17 protein-coding genes are annotated in these 20947 nt (G+C 34.3%); 6 read left to right on the forward strand and 11 right to left on the reverse strand.

The genetic code is table 11. From position 1 onward, the window contains the following. Window positions 1-5: 5 nt before the first annotated feature. The 5 genes from L3X39_RS00710 to L3X39_RS00730 form a co-directional block, all read right to left on the reverse strand. A complete protein-coding gene (locus L3X39_RS00710) occupies window positions 6-1058 on the reverse strand; it encodes a sugar phosphate isomerase/epimerase family protein (protein WP_237229453.1) in 1053 nt (350 codons plus the stop codon). Further along, on the reverse strand, window positions 1058-2203 hold the full coding sequence (locus tag L3X39_RS00715) for a Gfo/Idh/MocA family protein (protein WP_237229454.1): 1146 nt from the start codon (window positions 2201-2203) through the stop codon (window positions 1058-1060). The genes L3X39_RS00710 and L3X39_RS00715 overlap by 1 nt, the downstream gene beginning before the upstream one ends. 10 nt (window positions 2204-2213) lie before the next feature. Next, the gene (locus tag L3X39_RS00720; RefSeq protein ID WP_237229455.1) at window positions 2214-3443 is read right to left on the reverse strand and encodes a nucleoside permease; all 1230 of its coding nucleotides are present in this window, start codon (window positions 3441-3443) and stop codon (window positions 2214-2216) included. 23 nt (window positions 3444-3466) lie between these two features. After that, window positions 3467-4450, reverse strand: coding sequence for a sugar phosphate isomerase/epimerase family protein (locus L3X39_RS00725; RefSeq protein WP_237229456.1), 984 nt, complete (start codon window positions 4448-4450; stop codon window positions 3467-3469). A gap of 105 nt (window positions 4451-4555) precedes the next feature. Then, complete coding sequence (locus L3X39_RS00730; protein ID WP_237229457.1) at window positions 4556-5584, reverse strand: helix-turn-helix transcriptional regulator; 1029 nt, start codon at window positions 5582-5584, stop codon at window positions 4556-4558. 114 nt (window positions 5585-5698) lie between these two features. Here L3X39_RS00730 and L3X39_RS00735 point away from each other — a divergent pair, with 114 nt between their 5' ends. From L3X39_RS00735 to L3X39_RS00750, 4 genes are read left to right on the forward strand one after another with little or no spacing between them, the layout of a single operon-like run. Further along, window positions 5699-7423, forward strand: coding sequence for a GMC oxidoreductase (locus L3X39_RS00735; RefSeq protein WP_237229458.1), 1725 nt, complete (start codon window positions 5699-5701; stop codon window positions 7421-7423). A gap of 16 nt (window positions 7424-7439) precedes the next feature. Further along, window positions 7440-8057 carry a gluconate 2-dehydrogenase subunit 3 family protein gene (locus L3X39_RS00740; protein ID WP_237229459.1) on the forward strand — a complete coding sequence of 206 codons (618 nt, stop codon included), beginning with the start codon at window positions 7440-7442 and terminating at the stop codon, window positions 8055-8057. A gap of 49 nt (window positions 8058-8106) precedes the next feature. Next, window positions 8107-8862 carry a 3-keto-disaccharide hydrolase gene (locus tag L3X39_RS00745; protein WP_237229460.1) on the forward strand — a complete coding sequence of 252 codons (756 nt, stop codon included), beginning with the start codon at window positions 8107-8109 and terminating at the stop codon, window positions 8860-8862. Window positions 8863-8887: 25 nt separating this feature from the next. Next, a complete protein-coding gene (locus L3X39_RS00750) occupies window positions 8888-10336 on the forward strand; it encodes a Gfo/Idh/MocA family protein (RefSeq protein ID WP_237229461.1) in 1449 nt (482 codons plus the stop codon). A gap of 78 nt (window positions 10337-10414) precedes the next feature. On the opposite strand, the gene L3X39_RS00755 is transcribed toward L3X39_RS00750, so the two are convergent. The 6 genes from L3X39_RS00755 to ilvD all read right to left on the reverse strand — a co-directional run bounded on the left by L3X39_RS00755 (window position 10415) and on the right by ilvD (window position 18302). After that, complete coding sequence (locus L3X39_RS00755; protein WP_369411597.1) at window positions 10415-10927, reverse strand: plastocyanin/azurin family copper-binding protein; 513 nt, start codon at window positions 10925-10927, stop codon at window positions 10415-10417. A gap of 41 nt (window positions 10928-10968) precedes the next feature. Next, window positions 10969-12561, reverse strand: coding sequence for an NADP-dependent glyceraldehyde-3-phosphate dehydrogenase (locus L3X39_RS00760; protein WP_237229463.1), 1593 nt, complete (start codon window positions 12559-12561; stop codon window positions 10969-10971). 239 nt (window positions 12562-12800) lie between these two features. Then, on the reverse strand, window positions 12801-14276 hold the full coding sequence (gene ilvC, locus L3X39_RS00765; RefSeq protein ID WP_237229464.1) for a ketol-acid reductoisomerase: 1476 nt from the start codon (window positions 14274-14276) through the stop codon (window positions 12801-12803). 15 nt (window positions 14277-14291) lie between these two features. Continuing rightward, on the reverse strand, window positions 14292-14825 hold the full coding sequence (ilvN, locus tag L3X39_RS00770; RefSeq protein ID WP_237229465.1) for an acetolactate synthase small subunit: 534 nt from the start codon (window positions 14823-14825) through the stop codon (window positions 14292-14294). Window positions 14826-14835: 10 nt separating this feature from the next. Next, window positions 14836-16569 carry a biosynthetic-type acetolactate synthase large subunit gene (ilvB, locus tag L3X39_RS00775; protein ID WP_237229466.1) on the reverse strand — a complete coding sequence of 578 codons (1734 nt, stop codon included), beginning with the start codon at window positions 16567-16569 and terminating at the stop codon, window positions 14836-14838. Between the two features lie 47 nt (window positions 16570-16616). Next, window positions 16617-18302 (reverse strand): dihydroxy-acid dehydratase, encoded by a 1686-nt coding sequence (ilvD, locus tag L3X39_RS00780; RefSeq protein ID WP_237229467.1) that lies wholly within the window; start codon window positions 18300-18302, stop codon window positions 16617-16619. A gap of 639 nt (window positions 18303-18941) precedes the next feature. Here ilvD and metK point away from each other — a divergent pair. Then, a complete protein-coding gene (gene metK, locus L3X39_RS00785; RefSeq protein ID WP_237229468.1) occupies window positions 18942-20195 on the forward strand; it encodes a methionine adenosyltransferase in 1254 nt (417 codons plus the stop codon). A 299-nt stretch (window positions 20196-20494) separates the two neighbouring features. Beyond that, the gene (locus L3X39_RS00790) at window positions 20495-20854 is read left to right on the forward strand and encodes a hypothetical protein (RefSeq protein WP_237229469.1); all 360 of its coding nucleotides are present in this window, start codon (window positions 20495-20497) and stop codon (window positions 20852-20854) included. Window positions 20855-20947: the final 93 nt, after the last annotated feature.

A 20947-nucleotide genomic window follows, 5' to 3' on the forward strand; every position in this document is an offset into this window, starting at 1 on the left:
TTAGTTTATAATCCTAGTATTTTTCTCAACTGATTATCATCAGTATTTCCACCAGCAAAATCATCAAAACGTTTGGTTGTCGCTTCAATAATATGGCTACTTATAAAGTTAACACCTTCTTTCGCCCCTTGTTCAGGACTTTTTATAACGCATTCCCATTCTAAAACTGCCCAAACATCACAGCCATATTCTGTTAACTTTGAAAATACGGTTTTAAAATCTACTTGTCCATCTCCTGGAGAACGATATCTCCCTGCTCTATCTTTCCAATCATTATAACCTCCAAAAGTTCCTTTTTTTCCAGAGGAATTAAACTCTGAATCTTTAACATGAAATGCCCTGATAAACTCATGATAATGATCGATATATTTTATATAATCAAGTTGCTGAAGCACAAAATGCGAAGGATCATAAAGAATATTAACTGCTTTATGGTTTCCAGTGGCTTCTAAAAAACGTTCGAAAGTATCACCATCATGAATATCTTCAACCGGGTGAACTTCGTAACAAACAGCCACACCATTATCTTCAAAAGTATTTAAAATAGGTTTCCACCTATCCGCTAGTTCTTTAAACCCTAGTTCAATTAAACCATTCGGTTGTTGTGGCCACGGATGTGCATATGGCCAAAGTAAAGAGCCTGAAAAAGTTGCATGCGCTTTTAAACCTAAACGTTTACTGGTTTTACCAGCTTTATGCATTTGATCTACTGCCCAAGCAGTACGTTCTTTAAATTTACCTTTTAAATGGTCTGGTGCAAAAATATCAAACATAATATCATGCGCTGGATGGACTGCAACTAATTGCCCTTGAATATGCGTTGAAAGTTCTGTAATTTCTAGTCCGTAACTGTTAATTTTCCCTTTAAATTCATCGCAATACGTTTGACTATCTGCCGCAATATCTAAATCAATAATAGATTTATCTAAAGTTGGAATTTGAATACCTTTATAACCTAAATCTGAAGCCCATTTGCACAATCCGTCTAAAGAATTAAACGGTGCTTTATCATCCATGAATTGCGCTAAAAAAATAGCTGGTCCCTTTATTGTTTTCATTAATTTACATTTTCAATGTCTACCCAAACATTTCCTTTTTGGTGAGATTCCACTGCCTTTTCAATAAAATTCATACCCCTTACACCATCTATAATTGTTGGGTATTCTCCATGATTATAAGGTTCTTTATTAATTGCTTTAGCAACCCCTTTATAAATATTCCCCATAGAATCAAAGATTCCTTCCGGATGTCCAGGAGGCAATTTTGTTCCGTCTAAAGACAACTCGGAATTATATGAATGACCAGGTTTTAAAACCCGTAATGGTTTACCGTCTTCCATTAAATACAGATAATTAGGGTTTTCTTGTTCCCATTTTAATCCAGCTTTATCACCATACACTTTTACAATAAAACTGTTTTCTTCACCGGTTGCAATTTGACTTGAGCAAATAACTCCTTTTACATTGTTACTACATCGGAGTAAAACAGTTCCGTCAATATCCATTTTATTGTCTGAATACAGATAGTTCAAATCTGCCAAAACCGATTCTATCTTTACACCTGAAACAAATTCCAACATATCAAAAGCATGAGTTCCTATATCACCAATACAGCAACTAATACCTGATTTTTCCGGGTTCAACCTCCAAGTTGTGGAACGTTTTTCTTTATCGTGAATAATTGGGTTTATCCAACCTTGATAATATTGTGCATCTACCTTTTGAATAGTTCCTAGCTCTCCATTTAAAATCATTTCACGCATTTGACGTACCATAGGGTAACCTGTATAGGTATATGTTACAGCAAAAACAGTTTGCGCCTTCTTTAATGTTTGATTAAGAATTTTTGCCTCTTCATAAGTGGTTGTCATTGGCTTTTCGCAAATAACATTAAACCCATTTTCCAGTAGCTTTTTTGCCATAGGAAAGTGCAGAAAGTTTGGTGTTAGTATAGATACCACTTGTATTCTTTCCGATTCTGGAAGTTTTAATTCTTCTTCAATTAAGGTGTCAAAATCTTTATAAATTCGATTGGTCGGTAATCCAATTTGTTTCGCAAAACCAATATTTTCTTCCCAAACTGGATTAAAAACACCTCCAACAATTTGATATTTATCATACATTGATGATGCCACTCGATGTAGTACACCAATTAAAGAATCACCTCCTCCACCTAAAATTCCTAATCTAATTTTATTACTCATTAATATTTTTTTATTCTTTATATTCTACTTTTTCATTTTTAAAAAAGAATGCAAATAGGACAAAAACTCCTAGTGCAAATAATGCTGGAAACTTCCAGATGTCTATCCAGCTATGATCACCATTAGCTAATGCGTTTTGATCTACAATTTGTCCTGCAACCCAAAACCCAACTAACATACCAACTCCATAAGTAGCTAAAGTAATTAGTCCTTGAGCAGCACTTTTAGCTTTTTCTCCAGCTTTAGAATCGGTATAAATTTGTCCTGAAACAAAAAAGAAATCATAACAAATTCCGTGTAACGCAATACCGATAACAAGCATAAAGAATAAATCGCCAGCGTTTCCAAAAGCAAATAAAGCATATCTAATAGCCCAAGCTAACATTCCAAAGAGTATAGTTTTTTTGAAACCATATTTTTTGAAGAAAAATGGCAATAATAACATAAAACCAACTTCTGACATTTGCCCTAAAGAAGCCCAAGCTGTAGAATTTTCAACTTTATACTCAGTTAAAAACGGACTTATATTTTGATAATAAAATGCTAAAGGAATACAGATTAAAACTGAGGACAAGAAGAACACTAAAAAGTTTCTATCTTTCAATAATTTTAATGCCTCTAATCCTAAAATATCTTTAATGGTTACTTTTTCATCCTTTGAAACACTTGGTGGCGTTTTAGGTAAAAAGAAACTAAACACGCCTAAAACAGCTGACGCAATAGCTACCATAATAAAGGTGTTTGATAGCATTCCTTGTCCAATATTTTCAATAGAATCCCATTTAAAAACAAAACTTATAACTAAGCCAGCTAAAATCCAGCCAATGGTTCCCCAAACTCTAACTATAGGGAATTGTTTAGCAGGATCATTCATTTGATTAAATGATACTGAATTTACTAAGGCCAAAGTTGGCATATAAGCAATCATATAGCCTAAGACATATGGGTAAAATGTTGCGACTTCAGTTGATTGGGACATTTGATACATTAAAAACGCACCTACCAAATGCAATACCCCAAGAATTTTCTCAGCATTAAAAAACCTATCAGCAATTAAACCAATAATAAAAGGCGCAATAATGGCTCCCCAAGACTGTGTAGAATACGCCATACCAGTTTCTGCCCCTGTAGCACTAAGGTTGTTACCCATAAATGAACCAAGGGTTACAAACCATCCTCCCCAAATAAAAAATTCGAGGAACATCATAAAAGACAATTGAAATTGTGTTGATTTTTTCATCTATAGCTTAGTTAGTTAGTTTTTTAATTTAATCCTTTAGCCGCTCGTAACAACAATGCCTTAGTTGCTAAGATTCCTTCTTTTTCATTCAAAGTTTCATTTTCATATTCTACACTAATATATCCCTTGTAACCAGAATTTGATATTAATTTTATAAACTTTTCAAAATCTAATGTTGTTTCATTTCCTTTATCATCAAACTCATAAGCTTTAGCGCTAACAGCTTGGGCTTTTGTCATTAAACGTTCAAAGCCTTCATATTTATCTGGGTATTCTTCTGCACAATCACCCCAGTTTTCATTTTTAGTTCTTTTGATACACCAGTTACCAAAGTCAGCAAGTGTTCCGCAATTTGCCATATTTATTTTTTCAATTACCGGAATTAGAAGTCTTGGATCAGAAGAATACCAACCATGATTTTCTGCCAATACACTTATGTTTTTTGTAGCAGCATATTCAGATAGCGTTTTTAACCCATCAATAGTAGCTTCTACCCATTGATCAGAATCAAATGATCCAAATGTATTAACTCTAATAGCATGACAACCTAAATAAGCCGCTGCATCTACATATTTCTTATGCTTTTCTACTGCTTCATTTCTCTTTTGTGCATCGAAATGAGATAAATCACCAGCGCGATCTACCATAATGAGTACATTTTTTACTCCATGTTTTTCGCTTTCTTCCTTCCAGCGCTCAATAACAGCATCGAATCCCATACTATCAATTTCTTTTGCATAAAGCTGATCTACCCATTCCACAGCATCAAATCCAAGTTCCTTAGCAACTTTAGGAAAATCAAAGGGATTTAGTTCACCCGTCTCAATTTCTCTGTGCAACGACCACTGCGCTAATGACAGCTTGAAAAATGGTTCATTAGATACTTCTTGCTCTATAACTTCTTCTTTAGCAATATCTTTTTTTCCTTCCTTACATGAAAAGCTAAACAGAAATAAAGATAGCACAAAGACAGCAATTGTCTTTTTTTTATATAAATCAAAGTTCATTTTAATTATGTTTTTAGTTAGTTTTAAATTAAGCTGAAATTTATAACATTCCATTCTTAAAGGTGTTTACAATTATTCAGTGAAAGAATTTATACAAATTTAAGATTACGAACTTTCTACCAAAACAGTATGCTTTTGACGATATTCAATAGGCGTACATTTCTCGTGCTTTTTAAAAACCGTTGAGTAATACTGACTTGTTGAAAATCCGCAACTAAATGCCACTTCTGCAACACTAAGGTCGCTATTTTCTAATAGCATTTTTTTCGACATTTCTAAACGCCTCATCATCAAATAACGCATAGGCGTTAAATTAGTTAACTGTTTACAATGAAATGTAAACCTTGTTAATCCAACGCCAGCAGAGTCTGCCATTTTTTCAATAGTCCATGTTTCGGTTAAGTTCTTTTCCAATTCATTTAAAAATAGTTTAACACTACGTGAACTATCCATAAGTTCTTCTCTCAATTCCACATTTTCAGAATCTAGAAGGTCTAAAAGAAGTATTAATAGGTAATTAACTAACAACCTAATTCTTGATGAATTACTTCCGTTTTTATCCGTATCAACCGCTTGCCCAATTCTTTGAAAACAGTCTCTAACACGCTTATCCGAGCGTAAACGAGCATCTTCATTTTGTCTTAAAATAGTTGTTAATCTCTGTAAATCTTCCGGTGCTAAAATTATCCAATCAGGCCAAACCCAATTTTGATGCGGTCTACGTACTCCTAAATCTAATATCACCCAATAAAACTTTCCAACACCAATATTTGGGTTGCCAACTTTATGAGCTTCCCACGGTCTTGTAATGGTTAAATCGTTGGGTTGCAGTTCCATTTCCTTTTTCTCCTGAGAATAAGGCATGTAACCTGATTCGAGAAAATGAATTTCTATACCTTCATTTCTATGCCAATCTAAACCCCAATCTTGTTGTTCATTAGCGTCCCAATACCCAATACTATTTAACCCTTCTGTATCATCCGTTAACCTATCTCCAGGGTAGGTATATCTTGCCAATGCTTTAAACTTAACTTTCTTTCTTTCCACCGCATCAATAAGCGGCAAACAAGTGTCTGCATGATATATAATCCCATCGGCTTCAAACGGGGTTATTTTTTGTACATTTAACTTCACTGAAAAAAATTGAACATTAATAATGTGCAAATTAATTAATTTGGCGTTAAATGTGTAATTTTTATCACATTAAAATGCTAAATTTATAACTAAACTAATATAATATTAATAATAATGAATATTAATAATCTAAACTCCATTGAAGAAGAATACGATGCTATTGTAGTAGGAACAGGAATTTCTGGTGGATGGGCTGCAAAAGAGCTTTGTGAAAATGGTTTAAAAACCTTAGTACTAGAAAGAGGAAGAATGGTTAAACATATTGAAGACTATCCAACCGCTAATTTAGATCCTTGGGATTTACCAAATGGTGGAGTTGCTTCAAGAGAAACCAAAGAGCGTAAATTTAAACAGCATAGAACTGGTTATGTAACTCAAGAAGCTCATCAGCATTTTTTTGTAGATGATATAAAACATCCATATAACGAGGACAGACGCTTTGATTGGATTAGAGGGTATCATGTTGGTGGTCGTTCATTAATGTGGGGAAGACAAAGTTATAGATTAAGCGATATTGATTTTGAAGCAAACAAAAAAGATGGCATTGCAGTTGATTGGCCAGTACGCTATAAAGATATTGCTCCTTGGTATGATAAGGTTGAAGAATTTATTGGTGTAAGTGGTGAAAACCTTGGTTTAGAAGTTCTTCCAGATCAAAAGCTTTTAAAGCCAATGGAACTTAATTGTGTTGAGGAAAAATTAAAAGCAAAAATAAGTGAAGAGTTTGACGATGGTAGAGTATTAACCATTGGAAGAACTGCACATATAACCGAAGGCACTAAACCAGGAATGGGTAGAAGTACTTGTCAATACAGAAACAGATGTATGCGAGGTTGTCCGTTTGGATCTTATTTTAGCAGTAATTCATCGACTCTTCCAGTTGCAGAAGCAACTGGAAACATGACATTGAGACCTAATTCTATAGTGCATGAAGTGGTTTATGATGAAACAACTAAAAAGGCTATTGGTGTTAAAGTTATTGATGCTGAAACTAAAGAAGTCTTTTTATTTAAAGCCAAAATTATCTTTTTATGTGCATCTGCAATTGCATCAGCAGCAATTCTATTACAATCAAAATCGGAACGCTTTCCTAACGGATTAGGCAACGATAGTGGTGAATTAGGGCACAACATCATGGATCATCACTTTCATGTAGGAGCAACGGCAGTTGCTAATGGATTTGAAGACAAAATCAATAAAGGAAGAAGAGCTAATGGAGTTTACATACCTCGTTTTAGAAATTTAGGAGGAAACACCGACGTTAAAGACTTTAAAAGAGGTTATGGCTACCAAGGCGGTGCAAGTAGATCGGGACTTTCAGAAATGGTTGCTGAATTAAAATACGGACCAGAATTAAAGGAAGCAATTTTAAAACCTGGAGAATGGCGTGTAAATCTGCTTGGATTTGGTGAAACACTACCTGACCATAAAAACAGAATGTATTTAGATTACGATAAGCTAGATGAATGGGGGTTACCAACTGTAACTTTTGATGCTGATTTTGGTGAAAATGAACTAGCAATGAGAAAAGACATGATGGAACAAGCTGTAAAAATGCTTGAAGCTGCAGGTTTTAAAGATGTTGAAGGATATGACAATGTTGAAGGCAGAGGTATGGGATTAGGTATTCACGAAATGGGAACAGCACGCATGGGAAGAGACCCAAAAACATCAGTACTAAACGAATACAACCAAGTTCATGCTTGCAAAAATGTATATGTTACAGATGGTTCGTTTATGACCTCAGCTGCTTGTCATAATCCATCATTAGGCTATATGGCTTTTACAGCAAGAGCAGCTAATCATGCTGCAGAACAATTAAAAAAAGGTAACCTTTAATTTAAAAAGTTTTAAAATGAAAAGAAGAGACGCATTAAAAAATTTAGGATTCGCAACTGGCTTTTTTGTTGCAACTCCAACTTTAGTAAGCTTATTACAAAGTTGTACTAGTGATGTAAAAACTTGGGTGCCTGAATTTTTAACTGAAGAACAAGGAGTTGTTTTAACAAAATTAGTAGATATTATTTTACCTAAAACAGAAGGTTTACCATCTGCAACTGAACTCAATGTTCCACAATTTATTGATAAATATATCAAGGAAGTTGTTGAAGATGAAGATCAAGCCAATATAAAAACTGCTTTTAATAAGATTATTGGTATTTTAAAACCAAATGCTGAGGACTCAATAGATGCTGTTACCGAGGAAAACTACAAAGCACTTTTAGACAAATATATGTTGGTTAAAGGAGACGTTGATGAAGAAAGAGAAGCCGATTTAGAATCGTTAATTCCAACTAAATCTGAGTTTTTAAATAGTGTAAAAATGATGACTATTGCTGCCTATGTAACAACAGAACAAATTGGTGAAAATGTATTGGTTTACGACCCTGTGCCATCTCAATATTATTGTGGTGATTTACAAGAACTAACAGGAGGTAAAGCTTGGTCTTTAGATAACTCATTAGTCATTTAATACAAAAAATTGAATGCGGGTAACCACTAAATATGTATTATTTATTTTATTGATTTCATTTTTTTACAGTTGTAAAAAAGTCGAGAAAAGTAAACCCGAAAATTGGACACCGTTATTTAATGGAAAAGATTTAACAGGTTGGACTGCAAAAATTAATGGCTACGAGTTAGGAAATAATTACAATAATACTTTTAGAGTAGAGAATGGTGCTCTTATTGTTTCTTATGATAGTTATGACAGTTTCACTAATGAATTCGGGCATCTATTTTACGAAACACCTTTTTCAAATTACAAACTTAGATTAGAATATAGGTTTGTCGGTGAACAAGTTGAAGGCGGGGAATCTTGGGCTAAAAAAAATAGCGGCATAATGATTCATTGCCAATCTCCTGAAAGCATGCTTATTAATCAAGGGTTTCCCATTTCTTTGGAAGTTCAATTACTTGGAGGTATTAATGAAAATGAACCGCGGCCATCAGGAAATTTATGTACCCCTGGGACTCATGTAATAATGAATAACGAATTAATCACCGAGCATTGTATTCAAGCAGATTGTAAAACTTATTATGACGAAGAATGGATAACCGTTGAAGTTATTGTTAATAATGATTCTATTACACATTTTATTGATGGTAAATCAGTTATTTCATATTCTAAACCAACTATTGGTGGCGAGTTTTTAGATTCTACTTCAGAAGAAGTTCAAGCTAAAGAGGGGCAACCTCTAACTGGTGGATATATTTCATTACAGAGTGAAAGTCACCCCATTGAATTCCGAAATATCGAGATACTAGAGCTGAAATAGCTTTTAACCTTTAAAATTATTTAATATGAGTAAAAAGTCTTTAAATAGCAGGCGTTCCTTCATCAAAAATACCGCTATCACTACTTTAGGCATTTCCATAATTCCTAGGCACGTAATGGGAAAAGGGTTTATTGCTCCTAGTGATAAACTTAATATCGCTGTTGTAGGAGCGGGCGGTAAAGGATATTCCGACATGATGAACGTTTGGAACAACGGTGCAAATAATATTGCTGCCATTTGCGATGTTGATTGGAATAGCGCATCAAGAGCATTTACGCAATTTCCTAAGGCGAAACAATTTAAAGATTACAGAAAACTTTTAGATGAAGTAACGGATATAGATGCCATTACAGTTTCAACGCCTGACCATACGCACGCGGTTATAACACTTGCAGCTATGCAATTAAACAAACATGTTTATGTGCAAAAGCCACTAACCCATAGTATTCACGAAGCTCGAGTTCTTACTGAAGCTGCCAATAAATACAAAATTGTAACCCAAATGGGAAATCAAGGAGCTTCAGGGCAAGGTGTAAAAACGATGATAGATTGGTTTGACTCTGGAATAATTGGAACCGTTAATCATGTTGACATTTGGACCAATAGACCTGTTTGGCCACAAGGCATAAAAACCCCGACAGATAAACCAGCAATCCTTGATAATTTAGATTGGGACACATGGGTTGGTCCTGCGCAGTGGGTAGATTATCATCCATTATACCATCCTTTTAAATGGCGTGGTTGGTGGAATTTTGGAACTGGAGCCCTTGGTGATATGGGTTGTCATTTAATGGACCCACCATATAGGGTTTTAGGACTAGGATATCCTACAGAAGTTGAAAGTAGCGTTGGAGCAGTTTTTACACGTGATTGGACACCAGATTATTACCCCGAATCCTGTCCGCCTTCCTCAAGAACACAATTAAAATTTGAAGCCACTGAAAAGAATCCTTCGGAAGTAAAATTAAATTGGACCGACGGTGGTTTGCGACCGTTCCATCCAGAACTAATTCCTGCGGACCACCCTATAGGTGATGAAGATAGTGCTAATGGCGTTATCATGATAGGTGATAAAGGCATTATGACTTGTGGGACTTATGGATTAAATCCTAAAGTGTATCTTAATTCAGGTGAAATAATTTTACCAGAAAACAATAATGAAGAAAACAATTCTTTACCTGAAAATGGACATCCTCATCAATGGGTTGAAGCTTGTAAAGCAGGTTATGAAAGTGAAGCGCATAAAGCGTTAACTTCTTCCTTTGATTTTGCTGGTCCACTTACGGAATCTATTTTAATGGGTAATTTAGCCATTAGAAGTTATAATTTAAGAGAGGAAACTAAAAATGGTTTTGAATATCCTGGCCGTAAAAAACTACTTTGGGATGGAGAAAATATGCAAATAACTAATTTTGAACCTGCTAATCAATTTGTTAAAAGAGAATACCGTGAAGGTTGGAAATTAGATTTTTAATACACTAAACTATAATAATCAAAAAACCCTTTTTAAAGTTTATTTTAAAAAGGGTCTTTCTTTTTTTAAATAACTTATTTATTCTACGATAAACTTCCCTTGCATTAAACCAGAATGCCCAGGAAAACTACATAGAAAGTCGTATGTTCCAGCTTCAGGAGCATCAAACTCGATGGTAGTAACCTGACCTCCTCCAATCATATCGGTATGTGCTATAATATCTTCAGAATCTTTTGGGATGTATTTATTATCCCTTTCAACGGCTGCCTTAGCTGCAAATTCTGTAAGATTAACGCCTTGCTTAAGTATAACAACATTGTGTCCCATAACATTAATATCCAGTTTACCTACGTGTCTTAAAGTAAGTTTTACTTTTTGTCCTGCTTTAGCCTTTATTTCCTTAATATTGAACTGCATTAAATCATTAGATGTTATCACAATATTAGCAACATCATCACTTGGTTTATTGGTGCTAGTTGTTTCGGAAGTACTTGTTTTTTCATAACTAAATCCTTCTTTCTTTTTTTCTTCTTTACCTCCACAATTAAACATTAAGGAAGCCAGTAAAATCGTTAAAAATTTTATTTTCATAATTTTCATGTCTATAGTTTTTGTTTAGTTTAATTTTCGTTTTATAATATATAATCAGTGCTTATAAAGTTAGATATTTTTTTCTCTAAAAGTTCATTTAAAATAGCTTTATTGTATTCGTTATCTTTTGAGGCTACAAAAGTTCTTATTGAAAATGACCTTAAGGCATCATGAACACTCAAGGTTCCATAAGCTGAATCTTTTCTTCCTGTAAATGGGTACACATCTGGTCCGCGCTGACAAGAACTATTTAAATTAACTCTACAAACCAAATTTACTAATGTATCAATTAATGGCGCTAAGGTGTTTATATTTTTTCCAAATAAACTTACTTGCTGTCCATAATTTGACTCTGCCATATCATCTAAAGGCTCTTCAATGTCACTAAAAGACATAACTGGAACTACGGGTCCGAATTGTTCTTCCTTATAAACTCTCATCTCTTTATTCACCGGGTATAATACCGCTGGAAATATAAAGTTCTCTGTTACTTCTCCACCTTTTTTATTTAATATTTTTGCCCCTTTACTTTTAGCATCATCAATTAATTCTTGAATATATGCTGGTTTATCAACTTCAGGAAGCGGTGTTAATTTAACTCCTCCTTCCCACGGATTTCCAAATTTAAGGGCATCCACTTTAGCTGAAAAACGCTTATTAAATTCATCTACAATTGATTCATGCACGTACAAAACTTTTAAAGCTGTACAGCGTTGACCGTTAAATGACAACGTACCGGCTATACATTCATTTACTGCTAAATCTAAATCGGCATCAGGCAACACAATTGCCGGATTTTTAGCCTCTAACCCTAAAACCATACGTAACCTATTTCCTTTGGGGTGTTGGGATTGCAATGCGTTTGCAGATTTACTATTACCAATTAAAGCTAACACATCAATTTTCCCAGATTGCATAATCGGTGTTGCTAAAACACGTCCACGGCCATAAATAACATTAACAACACCTTTAGGGAAACTGCTTTGAAAAGCTTCTAGCAAGGGAGAAATAAGTAGTACACCATGTTTAGCAGGTTTAAAAACCACTGTATTCCCCATTATTAGTGCTGGAATAAGCAAAGTAAAAGTTTCGTTTAATGGATAATTGTAAGGTCCTAGACAAAGAACTACTCCAAGTGGTCCTCTGCGAATATGCGCATATACCCCATCGCTTTTTTCAAACTTTGCAGAATCTCTGTCAATTTGCTTATACGCTTCAATTGTATCATTAATATAGTCAACCGTTCTGTCAAACTCCTTTTCGGAATCTGGTAAATTTTTACCAATTTCCCACATTAAAAGTTTCACAACTTCTTCACGCTTCGTTTTCATTTTCGTTACAAACTTTTCCATGCAAGCAATCCTATCAACCACTTTCATTGTTGGCCATAGGCCTTGACCTTTTTCGTAAGCATTTAAAGCTGAATTTAAAGCCTCCATTGCCTCTTTTTCTTCTAAATCTGGCACTGTACCGAGTAATGTTGGTTTGTAAGTTTTAGTAGAAGATATGGTTGAATAAACCTCGCTAGTTTTTCCATCCCACTTTTTTAATTCCCCTGAAGCTAGATAACTTTCTTGATTCAAAAGCGATGATATTTTATAAGATTCAGGAATTTCAGTAAAGGGATTTTTCATTTTATCAAGTTTTAAGAAACACTCTATTTAATACCCCTAAATTAATTAAAAATAGACTACAATGAGTGCAAAATCTCTTTGATTTTAAAAGAATGAAACGAAAACGATTGCGCCAATTGAGCTAAAAATGAGCAGTCAAATGGCATATTCTAAAAAGAAAACTGCCGATACTTTTTTATTAGTATCAGCAGTTATTTACTGTTGGTTTAGTAAAAATTTAAGCTTTCCTAAATCACATCTTAAACTATTCGTTTCATAGCTGTCATTGAAGCTCTTAAAAAACCACCAATTTTTTCAACCGGATGCTCTCTCAATGCTTTGTTCACTTCAATTAATTTAGCGTTATCAACACCTTTGCCATTATCCTTAGCATATGATTTTCCAATCACATCAGTATCGACTTTCTTCATGAAATCTTTTAGTAATGGTTTACAAGCGTGGTCGAATAAATAACAACCGTATTCAGCAGTATCTGAAATAACACTATTCATTTCGTACAATTTACGTCTTGCAATGGTGTTTGCGATAAGCGGTGTTTCGTGCAGCGATTCGTAGTAAGCAGATGCATCGATAATTCCAGAATCTGTCATAGCTTCAAACGCCAACTCCACTCCTGCTCTTACCATAGCCACCATTAATACACCGTTATCATAATACTCCTGTTCAGTAATTTCAACGTTTCCAGCTGGTGTTTTTTCAAACGCCGTTTCTGCCGTGGCAGCTCTCCATCCTAATAAATCTTTATCATCATTAGCCCAGTCTTGCATCATTCCGCTTGAAAATCTACCTTCCATAATATCATCCATATGCTTTTGAAATAACGGACGCATAATATCTTTAAGTTCTTCTGAAAGTTCGAAAGCTTTGATTTTAGCAGGATTAGATAAACGGTCCATCATATTAGTAATACCACCATACTTAAGCCCTTCGGTAATAGTTTCCCAACCGTATTGGATTAATTTAGACGCATAACCGGCATCAATTCCTTTTTCAATCATTTTATCGAAACACAAGATTGAACCCGTTTGTAACAATCCACAAAGAATAGTTTGCTCTCCCATTAAATCAGATTTAACCTCAGCAACAAATGATGATGCTAAAACACCAGCTCTATGACCACCCGTAGCAGCGGCATAAGCTTTGGCTTGTGCCCAACCTTTTCCTTCTGGATCGTTTTCTTCATGTACAGCAATTAATGTTGGTACACCAAAACCTCTTTTATACTCTTCTCTCACCTCAGTTCCAGGGCATTTCGGTGCAACCATAATAACCGTAAGGTCTTTACGGATTTGCATCCCTTCCTCAACTATATTAAAACCGTGAGAATAAGAAAGTGTAGCTCCTTTTTTCATTAATGGCATAACAGCTTTCACAACACTCGTGTGCTGTTTATCTGGTGTTAAGTTTAACACTAAATCCGCCGTTGGAATTAACTCTTCGTAAGTTCCTACTTTAAATCCGTTGTTTGTTGCATTTACAAAAGACGTACGCTTTTCGGCAATCGCTTGTGGTCTTAATGCATATGAAATATCTAAACCAGAATCTCTCATATTTAAACCTTGGTTAAGCCCCTGAGCACCACAACCTACTACAACAATTTTCTTTCCTTTCAAAGCATCTACACCATCTTCAAACTCTGAAGAATCCATAAATCGACATTTCGACAATTGATTTAATTTATCTCTTAACGATAATGTGTTAAAATAATTTCCCATTTTTAATTTTAGTTATTATTGATTATTGAATGCCAAAAGCATTTCAGTTATTTTCATTTCATCTTTTGTTACGGCAATACGACCAGCACGAACAAACTGCATAATTCCAAAAACATTTAAGTCGCGTCGTAAGGATTCAATTTCGTTTCTTCTACCCGATTTTTCAAGTACAAAAAACTCTTTGTTTACAGTGACTATTCTGGCGTTACTTTCTTTAATTATATTTTGAATTTGTGGTTCTTCAAATAGTAAAGCCGATTTAATTTTGAACATACAAGACTCTGTATAAATAGTGTCTTCATCTTTATGATAGTATGCTCGGATAACTTCAACTTGCTTTTCGAACTGACCTATAATTTTTCTAGCTTGCGATTCTGTAATATTTACTACAATTACAAAGCGATTGACACCTTCTATTTCAGACTGTGAGGTTGTTAAACTTTCAATATTAATATGACGACGCTGAAAAATTGCGGATATACGATTTAGTAAACCGATATTATTTTCGGTATAAATTGATATGGTAAATGTTTTTATATCTTCGTTCATCTCTCTTAAATTAACTTAAACGTATATCTGATACTGATGCTCCCGCTGGAATCATAGGGAATACATTATCTTCTTTCTCAACACAAACTTCTAAGAAATAAGAATCTTTTGAAGCAATCATTTCTTTTACAGCATCAGCCAATTCTTCACGCTTAGTTACCTTTCTTGCTTTAATATAATAGCCTTCAGCAATCGCGACAAAATTTGGGTTTGTCATTTCGGTAGAAGCGTATCGTTTATCAAAAAACAATTGCTGCCATTGGCGCACCATTCCTAAGAACTCATTATTTAAAACAACAATTTTTACAGCAGCTTTTTGCTGAAAAATAGTTCCTAATTCTTGTATGGTCATTTGGTAACCACCGTCACCAATAATTGCCACTACTTCTCTTTCTGGCGCCGCCATTTTAGCACCAATAGCCGCTGGAAGCGCGAACCCCATAGTACCTAATCCACCAGATGTAATATTACTTTTCGTAATATTAAAATCGGCATAACGACAAGCAATCATTTGATGCTGACCTACATCCGACACAATAGCTGCGTTTCCTTTAGTTTCAATATTTATTTGTTTTAATACTTCTCCCATAGTTAAACCCTCTTTAGTTGGAGAAATATCGTTTTTAATTACTTTTTCAAACTCTATTTTGTATAAATCTTTAAACTCTTGTAACCAAGAATCATGTGATTTTTCATTTAACAATGGTAATAATTTGGCTAAACTATCTTTAGAATCACCTAAAACTGCTACATCGGTTTTTACATTTTTATCAATCTCTGCAGGGTCAATATCAAAATGAATAATTTTAGCTTGTTTTGCATAGGTGTCTAATTTTCCAGTAACGCGGTCATCAAAACGCATCCCAATTGCAATAAGTACATCACATTCATTGGTTAATTTATTAGGTGCATAATTACCATGCATTCCAACCATTCCAACGTTTAGTGGGTGTGTTGTTGGTAATGCTGAAGCACCAAGGATAGTCCAAGCAGCTGGAATACCAACCTTTTCAACAATTGCCTTTAACTCGTTTTCGGCTTTACCAAGAATAACACCTTGACCCCATACAATTAGTGGTTTTTTTGCAGCATTGATTAAATCGGCAGCAGCTTTAACAGATTCTGGATTTGTTTTTGGTACTGGAACATAACTTCTGATACCCGTGCATTTTCTATATTGAAAATCAAACTCAGATACCTGAGCATCTTTAGTAATATCAATTAAAACCGGTCCTGGGCGACCACTTCTGGCTATGTAAAAAGCCTTGGCTATAACTTCAGGAATTTCTGAAGCTTTAGTCACTTGATGATTCCACTTAGTAACTGGCGTAGAAATACCAACTATATCGGTTTCTTGAAACGCATCACTCCCTAGTAAATTCGAAAACACCTGTCCTGTAATGCATACCATTGGAGTAGAATCAATCTGAGCATCAGCAATACCAGTTATTAAATTTGTTGCTCCTGGACCCGATGTTGCCATAGCTACACCTACTTTTCCTGAAATACGTGCATACCCTTGAGCCGCATGTGTTGCTCCTTGTTCATGACGTGTTAATACATGATGAATTTTATCTTGGTATTTATATAATTCATCATAAACAGGCATAATAGCACCTCCCGGATATCCATAAAGAATATCCACGCCTTCAGCAATTAAGCATCTTATAATTGCCTCACTACCCGTGATACGTTCTGTTTTATCTGCCACTTCTTGTGTTTTTTTTATTGTTTCTGTATTCATAATTCATAAATTCAATCATGAGATTCTTTTAGTTGGAATAATACTGTTTAAAAAGCATCGGTAACACATCCTTGAGATGCTGATGCAACCGACTTTGCATATTTATACAATATTCCTTTTTTATGTTTTAACTCAGGAGCTACCCATTGTGCTTTTCTTTTTGCTAGTTCTTCGTCAGATATTAATACGTTAATCGAATTGTCTTCTGCACTAATTCTAATTTTATCACCCGTTTTTAATAAGCCAATAGCCCCTCCAGATTGTGCTTCTGGTGTAATGTGTCCTACAACAAAACCATGGGTTCCACCTGAAAAACGACCGTCGGTAATTAAAGCAACTGATTTACCTAAACCAGCACCCATAATCAATGACGTTGGCTTTAACATTTCTGGCATTCCTGGACCTCCTTTTGGACCTACATATCTAATAACGACGACATCACCTTTCTCAACTTCACCTTTTGAAATCCCAGTATTAGCAGCTTGTTCACCGTCATAAACAACGGCTTTCCCTTCAAATAACAACCCTTCATTTCCAGAGATTTTTGCTACAGCACCTTCTTCAGCAAGGTTACCATAAAGAATTTGAAGATTCCCCGAAGATTTTAAAGCTTTATCCTTTGGATAAATTACATCTTGATCATTTTCAAACTGTAACTGTTCAACATCTTTTAAATTTTCAGCTAATGTTTTTCCTGTAACGGTCATACAATCACCATGTAAATAATCATTATCTAATAGATATTTCATAACTGCGGGTGTTCCTCCAATCCCATGAACATCTTCCATTAAATATTTTCCAGAAGGTTTTAAATCTGCAATAAGGGGTGTTCTATCACTAACTCGTTGAAAATCTTCTAATGTAAATTCAATATCTGCAGCATGAGCTATTGCTAAGAAATGTAATACAGCATTGGTTGAACCTCCTAAAGCATTCACTAAAGCAATAGCATTTTCAATAGATTTTTTAGAAATAATGTCTAATGGTTTTAAATCTAATTCTAACAGATTTTTTACTGCTCTCGCAGTTCTTTCGCTTTCAGATAATTTATTAGGGTTTTCTGCTGGAATTGAAGAGTTGTAAGGTAACGCAAATCCCATACATTCTATGGCCGAAGCCATAGTGTTTGCTGTATACATACCTCCGCAAGCACCTGCACCTGGAATAGCTCTTTTAATAATTTCTCTATATTCTTCTTCACCAATTTCATCCGCTACTTTCTGCCCTAAGGCCTCAAATGCAGAAACAATATTTAATTTTCTTCCTTTATAACTTCCCGAAGCAATCGTTCCGCCATACATCATTATAGACGGACGATTCAAACGTAACATCGCTATTATAGCTCCAGGCATATTTTTATCACACCCAACAATAGAAATTAATCCGTCATAGCTTTGTGCATTCATAACGGTTTCAATAGAATCTGCAATAATATCTCGTGATACTAAAGAGTAATTCATACCAGAAGTTCCCATGGAAATACCATCACTAACTCCAATTGTATTAAACCCTAAACCTACCAAACCTGCAATATTACACTCTATTTTAACCTCATCTTTCAAACGGTTAAGATGCATATTACAAGGGTTACCATCATATCCTGTACTGGCAATTCCTACTTGTGCTTTATTCATATCCTCATCTGTCAAACCTACTGCATATAACATGGCTTGAGATGCCGGCTGGGACTCATCTTGTGTTAATCTTCTACTATGTTTATTAAGTTCACTCATTTTTATTACAGATGATTTTGCATTTATTGGCTTTTAACTAAATATTTCAAAAAAATTAAGATTTTTATTGAAAATCCTTCATAAAAACCGAAACAAGTTTCGAAATTAATTTATTAGCTATTCTTATTATATACTTATTGCTAAACAAGGTTAAATTCATTACACTGTAAACTTATTTATATAATTGATTATCAGTTGTTTAAATAAATATTTTTATGATGTTCAAAACTTAAAAATTATACAATAAAAAAGCCTTCTGTTTAAGGAAGGCTTTTAAAATTAATATTGAGTCTTAATATACCATTCCTTATCGTTGTGAAATAATCACAATGACAATAATTGAAATGATATTTAAAATTTGCTTTTTCATTAATGGTTCAAATATTGTAAATAAATTTTACATTGTAATTATTTTTTTGAAAAAAAGAAAAATTAACCCCTATATTCTTTTATTTTTTTACTTTTGCCAACACAAATAACAGAGGAAAGATTTGACTGATTGCAACCTCTTTGTATTGACCTTATTTCTTCATTAATATCTTTAAAAGATACTGAAACAAGTTCAGCACAAGTAAAAATGCTAAAGGCAGTGAAAACTCCCTTTGACGCTTTCGTCAAATCTTGCATAAAACATATTATATGGCTTATTTATTTACTTCGGAAAGTGTTTCTGAGGGACACCCAGATAAGGTAGCAGATCAAATTAGTGATGCCTTAATTGATAATTTTTTAGCATTTGATAAAGATTCAAAAGTGGCCTGTGAAACTTTAGTGACTACAGGACAAGTTATTCTTGCTGGTGAGGTAAAATCGCATACCTATTTAGATGTACAGAAAATTGCAAGAGATACTATAAACAAAATAGGATACACGAAAGGCGAGTATATGTTTGATGGAAATTCGTGTGGTGTGCTTTCTGCAATCCATGAACAATCCGATGATATTAATCGTGGTGTGGATAGAGCAAGTAAAGAAGAGCAAGGTGCGGGCGACCAAGGGATGATGTTTGGTTACGCTACTAATGAAACAGAAAATTTTATGCCTTTAGCACTAGATTTATCGCATAGAATTTTAAAAGAACTTTCTGAATTACGAAGAGAAAATAAAGAGATTACTTATTTAAGACCGGATTCTAAAAGTCAGGTAACTATTGAGTATAGTGATGATAATATTCCGCAACGTATTGATGCGATTGTAGTTTCTACACAGCACGACGATTTTGCCGATGAGCATACGATGCTAGCTAAAATCAGAAAAGATATTGTGGACATTTTAATACCTCGCGTGGTTGCAAAACTTCCTGAAGCTATTCAAAAATTATTTAATAATGATATTAAATATCACATCAATCCAACTGGAAAGTTTGTAATTGGTGGCCCCCATGGAGATACGGGTTTAACAGGTCGTAAAATTATTGTTGACACCTACGGTGGAAAAGGCGCTCATGGTGGTGGTGCGTTTTCTGGTAAAGACCCAAGTAAAGTAGATAGAAGTGCCGCTTATGCTACACGCCATATTGCTAAAAACTTAGTAGCTGCTGGTGTAGCAGATGAAATTTTAGTTCAGGTAAGTTATGCTATTGGTGTCGTAGAACCTATGGGGATTTTTATTGATACTTACGGCACCTGTCCATTTAACATGACGGATGGCGAAATTGCTGATAAAGTATCGCAGCTTTTTGATATGCGCCCATTTGCTATTGAAGAACGCTTAAAATTACGTTCGCCTATGTACAGTGAAACTGCGGCATACGGACATATGGGACGCGAAACCGAAACTGTAACCAAAACATTTTCGCAACCTAATGGAGAAACCATTACTCTTGATGTAGAATTGTTTACTTGGGAAAAATTAGATTATGTTGATAAGGTAAAAAAAGCCTTTGGGTTATAAACTTTTACCTTTTTAAATATTAAAAAAGACTGCTTTAAACTGTGGTCTTTTTTTGTTTTATATCATTTCACTTTGTAAAAATTTCAGCTATCTTCGTTTAACTGTTGATTTAAACCAAAAGTGCTGAACTTGTTTCAGTATTAAAAAAGTTCATAATATTGAAAAAGCTAAAACCCTATATGAAAAAATACATTATTACATTTTTTATGGCAATATTATTAAGTATTGGAATCAATGCTCAGGAGTTGACTTGTGCTGACTTCCAAACGGGAAAATTTTATATTCCAACGACTGAGGAATTGAAAAAATTCACAATAATCAAGAATGATAGTGTTCAAGAGTTTACTCTGAATTTAGATTCGATAGTTACCAATACAGTTGTAATAAGAAAAAAAGGAACTCAAATGGAATGGATAAATGGAATTGGAAATGAACAACCTTTTCATGAAATAATTGAGTGGATTGACGATTGCACCTATCGATTGACATATGATGAATCCAAAATGGAATTGGATGAAATGAAAAAATGGACAAATGATAATAATGGAATTGTAGTATCTAAAAGAAGAATTGAAAAAAATTGTATGTTTTATAATGCTACTATGACTACCAATTCAGGGGAAACGATTTCTCAAAACGGAGTGATTTGTAAGGAATAAATACTATGCAAAAAAATAACTATAATTCATTATGGTTTTGCGCCTCACCAAAATAAAAGTACAAATCAACGACTGATTTCTCAACGAAATCAT

It is taken from the genome of Flaviramulus multivorans, assembly GCF_021728415.1.
Lineage (GTDB): Bacteria > Bacteroidota > Bacteroidia > Flavobacteriales > Flavobacteriaceae > Sabulilitoribacter > Sabulilitoribacter multivorans.